This is a genomic window from Sphingopyxis sp. 550B, assembly GCF_057401805.1.
On sequence record NZ_CM171610.1, the window covers coordinates 705973 to 718928 of the forward strand.

Below are 12956 nucleotides of genomic sequence, written 5' to 3' on the forward strand. Positions count from 1 at the left end.
ATATGGGCGCTTTGGACGGCAAGATCGCGATCATTACCGGCGCGGGCAGCGGCATCGGCCGCGCGAGCGCGCTGCGCTTTGCCGCCGAGGGGGCAAAGCTGGTCATCGGCGACAAGACGGCAGCGGTGCATGACACGGCGCAGGCGGTGAAGGATGCGGGCGGCGAGGTCGTCGCGCTCGAAATCGATGCAGGGGTCGAGGCCGACGTCGCGAAGCTCGTCGCAGCCGCCAAGGAGACTTACGGCGGGCTCGACATCGCGTTCGCCAACGCCGGGATCATCGGCGACATGGGCGGCATCTTCGACATCACGCCCGAAGGTTTCGCCGAGACGCTGCGCGTCAACCTGATCGGCCCGGCGCTGATGGTGAAGCATGCCGGCAAGGCGATGGTCGACCAGGGCCGCGGCGGCGCAATCGTGCTGACCGCAAGCGTCGCGGGGATCAATTCGGGCGCGGGCCCGGCCGCCTATTCGGCGTCGAAGGCGGGGGTCATCAACCTCGCCAGGACCGCGGCGCAGCAGATGACAAGCGCCAATGTCCGCGTCAATGCGATCTGCCCCGGCCTGACCGAAACGGGGATGACCCGGCCGACCTTCGACTATGCCAAGGAAAAGGGCGTCACCCACAAGATCGGCCAGCTCAATCCGCTGAAGCGCGCGGGGCAGCCCGAGGAGCTGGCGAACGTCGCCCTCTTCCTCGCGAGCGACCAGGCGAGCTATGTCAACGGGCAGGCGATCGCGGTCGACGGCGGCCTCACCAGCTCGCACCCGGTGACGCGCCAGCTTCTCGGCCAGACCTCGCACTAGAACGGAGACGATATGGGTCACGGTTTCGACACGGCACGGTTGGATCGCATTCCAGCTTTTCTGTCCGCCAAATATGTGGAGACGGGCCGCCTGCCGCATGCCGCGACGCTGGTGTCGCGGCGTGGCGAGATCGCGCATCTGTCGTGCATCGGCGACGGCCGCCCCGGATCGGCGCTGAAGGAGGATGCGATCTTTCGCATCGCCAGCATGAGCAAGCCGATCACCTCGGTCGCCTTCATGACGCTGGTCGAGGAAGGCAAGGTCGCGCTGAGCGACCCGCTGGTCAAATTTTGCCCCGAGTTCAGGGACACCGGCGTGTTCGTCGCGGGGGGCGGCAACGTCCCCTTCCTGACCCGGCCGCCGGCGCGACCGATCCTGATGGTCGACCTGCTCCGCCACACCGCCGGGCTGACCTACAGCTTTCAGGAACGGACGCCGGTCGACGCCGCCTATCGCAAGACGAAGATCGACGATTTCGACGCAGACTACACGATGGACGGTTTCATCGAGGGGCTGGCGAAGATTCCGCTGCAATTCGACCCCGGCGCGCATTGGAACTATTCGATGGCGACCGACGTGCTGGGCGCGGTGATCGAACGGATCGAGGGCAAGCCCTTCGCCGCGGTGCTCAAGGAGCGCATCTTCGATCCGCTCGGCATGGCCGACACCGGCTTTCAGGTGCCCGCCGACCAGCAGCACCGGCTGACCGACTGCTATGCCTTCGACCCGAAGGAGAAGATGAAGCCGTTCGACAGCGGCGACCGCAGCCGATGGGCCAAGGCGCGCAGCTTCCATTCGGGCGGCGGCGGGCTCGCCTCGACGCTGCACGACTATCACCGTTTCTGCCTGATGCTGCTCGGCGGCGGCAAGCGGGAGGGGACGCGAATCATCAGCCGCAAGACGCTGGACCTGATGACGGCGAACCACCTGGTCGGCGGCGGCGACCTGACGCAGCACAGCGTCGGCATCTTCAGCGAGGACGAGAATGCCGGGGTCGGCTTCGGGCTTGGCTTCGCGGTCACGCTCGACCCCGCGCATGCGGGCATTCCCGGTTCGGCGGGCGATTATTATTGGGGCGGCATGTTCTCGACCGGTTTCTTCGTCGATCCGGTCGAAGAGATGTGCATGGTCTTCATGACCCAGCTCATGCCCTCTTCCACCTATCCCGTGCGGCGCGAGGTCAAGACGCTCGTCCACGCCGCGATCGACGATTGATCATTAGACCAAGGAGTTCTCCCATGTCCGAAGATACCCCCGTCAGCGTCACGATGCAGAAGGACGGCGACGTCGCCGTCATCATCGTCAACAATCCGCCCGTCAACGCGCTGTCCTGGCACGTCCGCCAGGGCCTCGAGGATAATTTCAAGGCGGCGCTCGCCGACGATGGCGTCAAGGCGATCGTGCTGCGCTGCGACGGCGGCACCTTCATCGCCGGCGCCGACATCAGCGAGTTCGGAAAGGCTCCGCGCGGTCCCGATTTCAACGCCGTGCTCAACATGATCGAGGCGGCGTCGAAGCCCGTCGTCGCGGCGATCCACGGCACGGCGCTGGGCGGCGGTCTCGAAACCGCGCTCGTCTGTCACTATCGCGTCGCCGTTCCGTCGGCGAAGCTGGGCGTGCCCGAGGTCAAGCTGGGACTGCTGCCCGGCGCGGGCGGCACCCAGCGGCTGCCGCGCGTCGTCGGGATCGAGGCTGCGGCGACGATGACCTCGCTCGGCGATCCCGTCCCCGCGCCCAAGGCGAAGGAGATGGGCCTGGTCGACGAACTGGCGGGCGAGGACAGCCTCGCCGCCGACGCGATCGCTTTCGCGCGCGCGAAGATCGCCGACGGCCCGCGCCCGACGCGCGAGCGCGCGGTGTTCGGCGACGTCGGCGTGATCGAGCAGCTCAAGACCAAGAATGCCAAGCGCTGGCGCGGTTTCGAGGCGCCCTATGCCAACCTCGCCTGCGTCGAGGCGGCGACGCGGCTGCCGTTCGAGGAAGGGCTCGCCTTTGAGCGGCAGGAGTTCATGAAACTGATGATGGGCAGCCAGTCGGCGGCGCAGCGCCACATCTTCTTCGCCGAGCGCCAGGCGGCGAAGATCGACGGCCTGTCCAAGGACATCAAGCTGCGCGACGTGAAGAAGGTCGGCATCATCGGCGCCGGCACGATGGGCGGCGGCATCATGATGAACTTCCTGCAGAAGGGCTTCCCCTGCACGATCGTCGAGATGCAGCAGGAAGCGCTCGACCGCGGGCTGGGCGTGGTGCGCAAGAATTACGACGCGAGCGCCGCGAAGGGCCGCTTCAAGCCCGAACAGGTCGACCAGATGATGGGCCTGATCACCCCGGCGCTCGAACTGGAAGCGCTCGCCGACTGCGACCTGATCATCGAGGCGGTCTATGAGAATATGGACGTCAAGAAGGAAATCTTCGGCAAGCTCGACAAGATCGCCAAGCCCGGCGCGATCCTCGCGTCGAACACCAGCTATCTCGACGTCAACGAGATCGCGGCGTCGACCGGCCGCCCCGGCGACGTGCTCGGCATGCATTTCTTCTCGCCCGCCAACGTCATGAAGCTGCTCGAGGTCGTGCGCGGCGACAAGACCGCCGACGACGTCCTCGCGACCGCGATGGCGATCGGCAAGAAGATCGGCAAGGTCGCGGTGGTCGCGGGGGTGTGCCACGGCTTCATCGGCAACCGCATGCTCGCGCCGCGCCAGATCGAGGCGCAGAAACTGCTGCTCGAAGGCGCGACCCCGGCGCAGGTCGACAAGGTACACGTCGATTTCGGCATGCCGATGGGGCCGTTCCAGATGAGCGACCTTGCCGGCGTCGACATCGGCTGGCACCGCGACCCCAACCGGATCGAAAGCATCCGCGACGCGCTGTGCGCCGAGGGCCGCTGGGGCCAGAAAAAGCAGGCGGGCTTCTATGACTATGACGACAAGCGCAATCCGTCGGAGAGCGCGCGCGTCGCCGAGATCATCGAGCAGTTCCGCGCGAAAGCGGGCGTCGAGAAGCGCGAGATCAGCGATCAGGAGATCGTCGAGCGCACCCTCTATCCGATGGTCAACGAGGGCGCGCTGATCCTGTCCGAGGGCAAGGCGCAGCGCGCGAGCGACATCGATGTCGTGTGGATCTATGGCTATGGCTGGCCGGTCTATCGCGGCGGCCCGATGTTCTGGGCCGGGCTGGAAGGCACCGACAAGATCGCCGCGGCGCTGGAAAAGCACGGTTTCGAAGTCGCACCGCTGCTGAAGGAAAAGGCGGCGGCGAAGGCGGGATTTTGACACGAATCCCCCCTCCTCTTCGGAAGAGGGGCGTTGAAGCATGATGATATTGGATTGACCCACTTCATCATTGCGAGCGGAGCGAAGCAATCCAGAGCGGTTTACGCTACTCTGGATTGCCGCACGGCGTCGCCGCTCGCGGGTGACGATGCCATTCGATGGCATCGCGTTCCGATTCGTCCCGATGCGGAGCAAATGGCGCCGTCTTCGTCAAAGCACCCCTCCCCGCCCTGCCGAAATCTTGCGATTCAGCGTTAAAACGTTGGCAAGCGCTGCCGTCAGGGTAGAGCATGACCGCCATGCTCCTCGTCGCCGCCCTGTCGCTCGCCGCGAGCACCCCGGCTGCCGCACCGGCGCCGCAACCGACCGCGGTCGGCGTCGCGCAGGCGCGTATCCTCGCCCCCGCCGAGGTGCGGCGGGTGAACGGGCGGGTCGAGGTGCGGACCGGCCGAAAAGACGCGCCGACGCAGGTGCATCGCACCGACCGCCGCGATGGCGGCGAAACGGCAGATTTCTATTGAACCGCGCGTGCCGGGAATGAGCGGCCCATCACGTTCATCGTCACCTCGGACCTGATCCGGGATCCATTCAAACCAGCGCCGGGAAAATGGATCCCGGATCAAGTCCGAGGTGACGAGGAATGTGGCACCCGCATCAAAGGGGACACCGTGAGCCCTGCAACGTCTGGATAATCGCCGAGAAATCGCGGCCCTGCTCGTCCGCCGCGACGAAGGCTTCGTAGAGTTCGCGCGCGCGGCTGCCCATCGGAACGTCGGCGTCGACGCTTTGCGCCGCCTCCATCGCAAGGCGCAGGTCCTTGAGCATCAGCGTCGCCGCGAAGCCGCCCTTGTAGCCATTGTCGGCGGGGGTCGTCGGACCGACGCCGGGGAACGGCGCATAGCTGGTCAGCGACCAGCACTGCCCCGACGAGACGCTGGCGATGTCGAAGAATTTCTGCGGATCGAGCCCGAGCTTCTGCGCGAGCGCAAGGCTTTCGCAGGTCGCGATCATCGAGGCGCCGAGCAGCATGTTGTTGCAGATTTTCGCCGCCTGCCCCGCGCCCGCGTCGCCCGCGTGGATCACTGCCTTGCCCATCTTCGCGAGGATCGGCTGCGCGCGCGCGAAGCCTTCGTCGGTGCCGCCGACCATGAAGGTCAGCGTCCCCGCATTGGCTGCCGCGATGCCGCCCGATACCGGCGCGTCGACCGCGACGAGGCCCTTCGCGGTCGACGCCTCGATATTCGCCCGCGCGGTCGCGACGTCGATCGTCGAGCAGTCGAGCAGCAGGGTGCCGGGCGCGGCGTTAGGGAAGACGTCGGCTTCATAGACGCCGGCGACATGCCGGCCCGCGGGGAGCATCGTCACCACCGCCTCGGCACCCGACACCGCCTCGGCGGCCGACGCGGCGCGGGCGCAGCCGGCCTCGACGGCGCGCGCGAGCGCCTCTTCGCTGAGGTCGAAGGCGCGCACCTCGTGCCCCGCCTTCGCGAGGTTCGCGGCCATCCCGCCGCCCATGTTGCCGAGTCCGATGAAGGCGATTTTCATGTCATTCTCCATAAGCCCTCTCCCCTTCAGGGGAGAGGGTTGGGAGAGGGGGAGGCGTGCATTCCCCCTCTCCAACTCCGGCTAGGCGCTATGCGCCAAGCCTCCATATCCTCTCCCCTGAAGGGGAGAGGGCTCAGAAGATCACCGCCCCTTCCACACGCCTTCGCGCTTTTCGATGAATGCGGCCATGCCCTCCGCCTTGTCCTCGGTCGCGGCGAGGATCTGGAACAGGCGGCGTTCGTAGATCAGCCCCTGGTCGAGCGTCGTCTCGAACGCGGCATTGACCATGTCCTTGTTCACCATCGCGGCCATCGGCGGCATCGACGCGATCAGCGCGGCCGATTTGAGCGCTTCGTCGATCAGGCTTTCGTGCGGCACGACGCGCGCGACCAGCCCCGCGCGTTCGGCTTCCTCGGCATCCATCATCCGGCCGGTCAGGCACATCTCCATCGCCTTCGCCTTGCCGACCGCGCGGGTCAGCCGCTGCGAGCCGCCCATGCCGGGGGCTACGCCGAGCTTGATCTCGGGCTGGCCGAATTTCGCCTTCTCCGACGCGATAATGAAGTCGGCCATCATCGCCAGTTCGCAGCCGCCGCCCAGCGCGAAGCCGTTGACCGCGGCGATCCACGGCTTCCTCACCTTCTTCACGAAGTCGCTCGTCCATTTCGAGAAGAAATCCTGAAGATAGAAATCGGCGGCGGGCTTGTCGGCCATTTCCTTGATGTCGGCACCCGCGGCAAAGGCCTTGTCGCCCGAGCCGGTAAGCACCGCGCAGCGCTGGCCCGGGTCCGCCTCATAGGCGGCGAAGGCCGCGATCAGATCATCGAGCACCGACGAGTTGAGGGCGTTGAGCGCCTGCGGGCGGTTGAGCGTCACCAAGGTAACGGCGCCGTGCGTTTCGACGAGGAGGGTTTCGTAGGTCATTCTTGTCTCCGGTTTTTCGTCATGCCGGACTTGATCCGGCATCCATTCCGCCCCGCGAGGCCTGAATGGACCCCGGATCAAGTCCGGGGTGACGAGCCTATGTTAGCGGCGTCCACGCTTCAGCCGGCGGCAAAGGCGCGAAGATCGCGTCGATCCATTCGTCGGTCACCGCTTCGGGCGTCGGCGGGTCCCATTTCGGGCTGTTGTCCTTGTCGACGATCAGCGCGCGGACGCCTTCGAGGAAGTCGTGCATTTGGACGACGCGGCTGCCGATCGCATATTCCTGGCGCATCTCGGCGGCAAAATCGGGTATCGCCGCACCCTCGCGAAGCTGGCGCAGCGCGACCTTGCAGGTCTGCGGGCTCTTGGTACGCAGCGCGCCCAATTCCTTCTGCGCCCATTCGCCGCCGTCCTTTTCCAGCGCGGCGAGAATATCCTCGTAGCGGTCGCTGGCGAACAGCCGGTTGATCTTGTCGATCTGGCCGGTGATCGCGGCGGGGGGCGCGGTGACCGACAGCTCGCCCAATATGCCGCCGATGCGGTCGGGGTGCTGCGCGATGCGCTCCTTCGCCTCGGTCAGCTTCGCCGACGGCAGATAATGGGTGGCGAGGCCGAGCGCGAGGCATTCGGCCCCGTCGAGCCGCGCGCCGGTGAGCGCGAGGAAGGCGCCGACGCGCCCCTCCAGCCGCGGCAGATACCAGCCGCCGCCGACGTCGGGGAACAGGCCGATCCCGGTCTCGGGCATCGCGAAGCGCGTATGTTCGGTCGCGACGCGATATTTCGCCGGCTGCGAAATGCCGACCCCGCCGCCCATGGTGATGCCGTCCATGAAAGCGACGACGGGCTTCGCATAGGTGAAGAGCAGGTGGTTGAGGCGATATTCGGTGTGGAAGAAGGCCCGCGCCTCGCGCCCGTCCTTCGCCCCGCTTTCCGCGAGCATGCGGATGTCGCCGCCGGCGCAGAAGCCGCGGCCCTCGCTATGGTCGATGACGACGGCCTCGATCGCGGCATCGTCGCGCCAGGCGAGCAGCGCGTCGATCATCGCCTGACACATCGGCAGGTTGAGCGCGTGGATCGCCTGCGGGCGGTTCAGCGCGATGCGGCCGACGCGGCCCTCGACACCGATCAATACATCTTCGGTCATTGGCGCAGCAGGTCCCTTCCCACGATCATCCGCATCACCTGATTCGTCCCTTCGAGGATCGAATGAACGCGCAGGTCGCGCCAGAAGCGCTCGATCGGATAGTCCTTCAGATAGCCGTAACCCCCGAAAAGCTGGAGCGCGCGGTCGACGACGGCGCTGCCGTTGTCGGTCGCGAGCCGCTTCGCCATCGCCGAGAAGCGCGACTTGTCGGGGGCGTTCGCGGTGACCTTCGCCGCGGCGAGATAGAGCAGCGCGCGCGCGGCTTCGAGGTCGGTCGCCATGTCGGCGAGCGTGAACTGGGTGTTCTGGAAATCGGCGATCGGCTGGCCGAACTGCTGGCGATCCTTCGTGTAGCCGATCGCCTCGTCGAGGCAGCGCTGCGCCCCGCCGAGCGAACAGGCGCCGATGTTGAGCCGCCCGCCGTCGAGCCCCGCCATCGCGAAGCGGAAGCCGTCGCCTTCCGCCCCGACGCGGTTTTCGACCGGCACCTTCACATTGTCGAGGATCACCTGCGCGGTCGGCGATGCGTTCCAGCCGAGCTTGCGCTCCTTGGCGCCGAAGCTGACGCCGGGCATGTCCTTTTCGATGACGAGGCACGAAATACCCTTCGGCCCCGGCGCGCCGGTGCGGACCATCGTCACATAGATGTCGTTGACCCCGGCGCCCGAAATGAACTGCTTGGTGCCGTTGACGACATAATGGTCGCCCTCCAGCTTCGCCGTGGTCTTGAGCGCCGCGGCGTCGGACCCCGAGCCGGGCTCGGTCAGGCAATAGCTCGCCATCCGGTCCATGGTGACGAGGTCGGGCAGATATTTCGCCTTGACTTCGGCGCTGCCGAAACTGTCGATCATCCAGCTCGCCATATTGTGGATCGAGACGAAGGCGCTGGTCGCGGGACAGCCATAGGCCATCGCCTCCATAATCAGCGCCGCCTCGAGCCGGCCGAGCCCGATACCGCCCGATTCCTCGCCGACATAGATGGCGGCGAAGCCGAGCTCCGCCGCCGCCTTGATGACGTCGCGCGGGAAATGGCCCTGCTCGTCCCATTCGGCCGCGAACGGCGTGATCGCGTCGGCCGTGAACTTGCGCGCCATGTCCTGAATGGCAAGTTGGTCGTCGGTAAGCTGGAACTGGTCGGTCATCATCACTCGTCTCTGCGTCATGCCGACGAAAGTCAGCATCCATTCGGAACTAGGTCAGCGGGAAGCCAAGGTGAACGGCCAGATCCTCCCAAAAAGGATTGTCCGTCTCGATCAGGGCGGTCTTCCAGTCGCGTTTCCATGCCTTAAGCCGTTTTTCCCGCACGATCGCCGCGTCCATCGTTTCGTGCATCTCGTAAAAGACCAGCCGCTTCACGCCATAGCGTTTCGTGAAGCCGTCGATCAGCCCTTCGCGATGCTGATGGACGCGAGCCATCAGATCGGACGTGACTCCGATGTAGATCGTGCCGTGGCGGCCGCTTGCCATGATATAGACGCACGGGTTCCGCTCGCGCATTTTGCTCCCTCCCCGTCATGCTGACGAAAGTCAGCATCCATTTGGCGCTCCGGGTACGGAGACAAGGTACGGGGGCGGCATCTTCCTGTATCCCTTTCGCGGTTTTCCGCCGCAGGCGACGCTTCGAATGGATGCTGACTTTCGTCAGCATGACGAGAGGGCGCCCACGATCGCCTCGGACTCGACGCGCACGCCCCTGTCTAGCCATCGAGGGGCTCACCGAACAAGACGGAGCCGTGGCTGCGACGGGCAGCGTCAGCCACAGGTGACCTGCGTGATCTTGTAGGCGTCGTCGTACATCACGTTCACCCGGTCCTGACGATAGTCCATCGTCATCGCCGAGCGTGGCGGGCCCCAACGCAGCGTGCGCGCGCCGGTCACCTTCAGCACCGCGGCGCCGAGGTCGGGCGCCGCGGTCTGGCCGACGAAGCCTTGCCCCGCATCGGCGTTGCAGGTCATCGCGGCGGGTGGCGGCGTCGATTCGGCAGGTCCGTCGGCGCTCGCGCAGGCGGCGAGCGGCAGGGCGAGGGCGGCGGCGATCCAACGAATATCCATGTCTCTATTCCCCTTCTCTCTTCCCCGGTCAGGGCGTACAACGCCTATAGCGCATCGGCTCGGGCGCCGCACCCTCGCCGTAGTCGCGGCGCACCAGCGTCTTGCCGCCGTCGACGAGCGCCAGCAGCATCAGCCGGTCCCATTGCTCGCCTTCGCCGCTGAACTTGTAATCGGCGACGATGCGGTTCGCGCTCCGCTCGCGCACGCGGGCGAGATCGCCGGCCGATTCGAAGAAGCGCAGCGTCTTCGCGTCGATGACCAGCGCGGTGAGATCGGTACCGGCGCGCGCGGCGCAATCCCCGGCCTCGAGCGCCCAGCGACCCTGGATCGCGGCGGGAATCGCCTTGGCACCGCTGCCGATGCCCGCCTCAGGAGCGGCGGGGGGCGCCAGCGCCGGGTCGGCCGCATAGGTGAGGTCGGCGTCGGCGGGCATGGGTTCGGCCGGGGCGGACGGAGCCGGGGCGACGGGTGCCGGCGCCGCCTTTTCAGCGGTCTCGGCCGGCGGCTGCTCATCGTTGCCGCCGCTGCACGCGGCAAGCAGCAGCGTGGCCGCCATCAAGCCCAGCCCCGTCGAGGAGGCGCTGCCGTTTCCAAATCTCATCGTCTTTCTCCTTCGCAGGAGAAATGCCCGGCGGCCGGGTCCGGTTTCATCGGCGCGGCCGTCGTCAGCCCATCGTCGGGATGACGAAGGCGTTCGATCCGTCGCCGCCGCCGTCGGGCCAGCGCGCGGTGATCGTCTTGACCTTGGTCCAGAATTTGACGCCTTCCATGCCGTGCTGGTTGGTGTCGCCGAACGCCGAGCGTTTCCAGCCGCCGAAGGTGTGATAGGCGACCGGCACCGGGATCGGCACGTTGATGCCGACCATGCCGACGTTGACGCGCTGCGCGAATTCGCGCGCGGCGTGGCCGTTGCGGGTGAAGATGGCGACGCCGTTGCCGTACTGGTGCTTCGAGGGCAGGTCGAGCGCACTCTCGAAATCGGGGGCGCGGACGATCTGGAGCACCGGGCCGAAAATCTCTTCGCGATAGCTTTCCATGTCGGGGGTGACATGGTCGAACAGCGTCGGACCGACGAAGAAGCCGTCCTCATGCCCCTGCAGCGTGAAGCCGCGGCCGTCGATGACGAGTTCGGCGCCCTCGTCGGCGCATTTCTGGATCCAGCCTTCGACCTTTTCCTTGTGCGCAGCCGAGACGACGGGGCCGTAATGCGCCTCGGCATCGGTCGACACGCCGACGCGCAGCGCCTCGATCGCGGGGATCAGCTTGGCGCGCAGCCGGTTCGCGGTGTCCTCGCCGACCGGCACGACGACCGGCAGCGCCATGCAGCGCTCGCCCGCCGAGCCGAAGGCAGCGCCGGTCAGGTCGTTCACTACCTGGTCGAGGTCGGCGTCGGGCATGACGATGCCGTGGTTCTTCGCCCCGCCCATCGCCTGCACGCGCTTGCCGTTCGACACGCCGCGATTGTAGACATAATGGGCGATGTCCGACGAGCCGACGAAGCTGACCGCGCCGATGTCGGGATGATCGAGGATCGCGTCGACCATCTCCTTGTCGCCGTGGACGACCTGGAGGATGCCCTCGGGCAGTCCGGCCTCGAGCATCAGTTCGCCGAGGCGCACCGGCACGCTCGGATCGCGCTCGCTGGGCTTGAGGATAAAGGCGTTGCCGGTCGCGATCGCCGGGCCGAACATCCACATCGGGATCATCGCCGGGAAGTTGAACGGCGTGATGCCCGCGCCGATGCCGATCGGCTGACGCATCGAATAGACGTCGATGCCGGGGCCCGCGCCCTGCGTATATTCGCCCTTCAGCACATGCGGGATGCCGCAGCAGAATTCGATAACGTCGAGCCCGCGCTGCACGTCGCCGCGCGCGTCGGCGACCACCTTGCCATGCTCGCTCGCCAGCAGTTCGGCCAGTTCGTCGAGATGGGATTCGACGATCCGCTTGTAATCGAACATCACGCGCGCGCGGCGCTGCGGATTGACCGCCGCCCAAGCGGGTTGCGCCGCCTTTGCGGCGGCGACGACGCGGTCGAGCAGCGCGGCGTCGCCGAGCGCGACCGCGGCCTGCACGCCGCCGTTGTTGGGGTCGAAGATGTCGCTGTGGCGCGAGCCGCCGCCGGCACCGCCGACGATATGATGGTCGATCTGTCGCATGGTCAAGTCTCCCGTCTGTCCTTGCCTTTCGCCACAGACCAACGGCGGGCCGATTGCAAGGGATAGACTTGCAGTTTAATCCTGCATATCTGCAGGAATATGGACTGGGATGGGCTGCAATATTTCCTGATGGTCGCGCGGCACGGCACGCTGGCGCGTGCCGGACAGGCGCTGCAGGTCGACGCGACGACGGTGAGCCGGCGGGTCAGCGCGCTCGAACGCGCGCTGCAGCAGACGCTGTTCGAGCGCGCGCCGACGGGATTCGCGCTGACCGCCGCGGGCCGCGCGCTCGTCCCGCATGCCGAGGCGATGGCGGCGGCGGCCGCACGCGTCGATTCGGCGGGCGAAGGCGGCGCGGCGCTGTCGGGCCAGCTTCGCCTGAGCGTGTCGGAGGGCTTCGGCAGCAGCTTCATCGCCCCGCGCCTCGCCGGCTTCGCCGCCGCGCACCCCGAACTGGAGATCGACCTCGTCGCCTCGTCGGGGTTCCTCAACCCCTCGCGGCGCGAGGCCGACATGGCGATCCTGCTCGCTCGGCCCAGAAGAGGCCCGCTGATCACGCGCAAACTCGCCGACTACAGCCTCGGCCTCTATGCGCCCGCGGATCGGCCCGACTGGCAGGCGGCGGTCGAGGAATCGCCGCTGGCGCGCGCTGGCCTGCCCGTGGTCGGCTATGTCCCTGACATCCTCTATGCCCCCGAACTCGACTATCTGGACGAGATCGAGCCGGGGCTGCGCGCGACCGTGCGGTCGTCGTCGATTCTCGCCCAGCGGCGGATGATCGCGAGCGGCGCGGGCGTCGGGGTGCTTCCCTGCTTCCTGGCGGCCGAGGATGCTGCGCTGGTGCGGGTGCGGCCCGACCAGACGATCGGCCGCAGTTTTTGGCTCGCGCTCCACCGCGACATCGCGCCGCAACCGCGGATTCGCGCCTTTATCGACTGGCTCGACGGCGCGGTGCAGGCGCATCGGAAGTTGCTCGTTCCCTGACCGGACGATAAAAATGTCGCAAATTGTCGCACAGCGGCTATTTCCCTTGCTTCCTTCGGTTCAATCGGTT

13 protein-coding genes are annotated in these 12956 nt (G+C 66.8%); 5 read left to right on the forward strand and 8 right to left on the reverse strand.

Annotated elements, in window-relative coordinates; all coding sequences use genetic code 11:
• The first annotated feature begins 2 nt into the window (after nucleotides 1-2).
• From AC2S9W_RS03245 to AC2S9W_RS03260, 4 genes are all read left to right on the forward strand, one after another.
• Complete coding sequence (locus AC2S9W_RS03245) at nucleotides 3-806, forward strand: SDR family NAD(P)-dependent oxidoreductase (RefSeq protein ID WP_486571625.1); 804 nt, start codon at nucleotides 3-5, stop codon at nucleotides 804-806.
• Between the two features lie 12 nt (nucleotides 807-818).
• Nucleotides 819-2021, forward strand: coding sequence for a serine hydrolase domain-containing protein (locus AC2S9W_RS03250; RefSeq protein WP_486571626.1), 1203 nt, complete (start codon nucleotides 819-821; stop codon nucleotides 2019-2021).
• Between the two features lie 23 nt (nucleotides 2022-2044).
• Nucleotides 2045-4078, forward strand: a complete 2034-nt coding sequence (locus AC2S9W_RS03255; RefSeq protein WP_486571627.1) for a 3-hydroxyacyl-CoA dehydrogenase NAD-binding domain-containing protein — start codon at nucleotides 2045-2047, stop codon at nucleotides 4076-4078.
• A gap of 290 nt (nucleotides 4079-4368) precedes the next feature.
• A complete protein-coding gene (locus AC2S9W_RS03260; protein WP_486571628.1) occupies nucleotides 4369-4599 on the forward strand; it encodes a hypothetical protein in 231 nt (76 codons plus the stop codon).
• 133 nt (nucleotides 4600-4732) lie between these two features.
• On the opposite strand, the gene mmsB is transcribed toward AC2S9W_RS03260, so the two are convergent.
• From mmsB to AC2S9W_RS03300, 8 genes are all read right to left on the reverse strand, one after another.
• A complete protein-coding gene (gene mmsB / locus AC2S9W_RS03265) occupies nucleotides 4733-5623 on the reverse strand; it encodes a 3-hydroxyisobutyrate dehydrogenase (protein WP_486571629.1) in 891 nt (296 codons plus the stop codon).
• Between the two features lie 141 nt (nucleotides 5624-5764).
• Nucleotides 5765-6547, reverse strand: coding sequence for an enoyl-CoA hydratase-related protein (locus tag AC2S9W_RS03270; protein ID WP_067186494.1), 783 nt, complete (start codon nucleotides 6545-6547; stop codon nucleotides 5765-5767).
• A gap of 97 nt (nucleotides 6548-6644) precedes the next feature.
• Nucleotides 6645-7691 carry an enoyl-CoA hydratase/isomerase family protein gene (locus AC2S9W_RS03275; RefSeq protein ID WP_286750121.1) on the reverse strand — a complete coding sequence of 349 codons (1047 nt, stop codon included), beginning with the start codon at nucleotides 7689-7691 and terminating at the stop codon, nucleotides 6645-6647.
• On the reverse strand, nucleotides 7688-8833 hold the full coding sequence (locus tag AC2S9W_RS03280) for an acyl-CoA dehydrogenase family protein (protein ID WP_067109756.1): 1146 nt from the start codon (nucleotides 8831-8833) through the stop codon (nucleotides 7688-7690). The genes AC2S9W_RS03275 and AC2S9W_RS03280 overlap by 4 nt, the downstream gene beginning before the upstream one ends.
• A gap of 49 nt (nucleotides 8834-8882) precedes the next feature.
• Entirely contained in the window at nucleotides 8883-9188 is a 306-nt protein-coding gene (locus AC2S9W_RS03285; protein ID WP_286750122.1) for a GIY-YIG nuclease family protein, read from the reverse strand.
• Nucleotides 9189-9443: 255 nt separating this feature from the next.
• Nucleotides 9444-9743 carry an I78 family peptidase inhibitor gene (locus AC2S9W_RS03290; protein WP_286750123.1) on the reverse strand — a complete coding sequence of 100 codons (300 nt, stop codon included), beginning with the start codon at nucleotides 9741-9743 and terminating at the stop codon, nucleotides 9444-9446.
• A 28-nt stretch (nucleotides 9744-9771) separates the two neighbouring features.
• Nucleotides 9772-10344 (reverse strand): hypothetical protein, encoded by a 573-nt coding sequence (locus AC2S9W_RS03295; protein ID WP_255211458.1) that lies wholly within the window; start codon nucleotides 10342-10344, stop codon nucleotides 9772-9774.
• Between the two features lie 64 nt (nucleotides 10345-10408).
• The gene (locus AC2S9W_RS03300) at nucleotides 10409-11902 is read right to left on the reverse strand and encodes a CoA-acylating methylmalonate-semialdehyde dehydrogenase (RefSeq protein ID WP_286750124.1); all 1494 of its coding nucleotides are present in this window, start codon (nucleotides 11900-11902) and stop codon (nucleotides 10409-10411) included.
• 99 nt (nucleotides 11903-12001) lie between these two features.
• On the opposite strand from AC2S9W_RS03300, the gene AC2S9W_RS03305 reads away from it, so the two are divergent.
• Nucleotides 12002-12886 carry a LysR family transcriptional regulator gene (locus AC2S9W_RS03305; protein ID WP_286750125.1) on the forward strand — a complete coding sequence of 295 codons (885 nt, stop codon included), beginning with the start codon at nucleotides 12002-12004 and terminating at the stop codon, nucleotides 12884-12886.
• The last annotated feature ends 70 nt before the right edge of the window (nucleotides 12887-12956 follow it).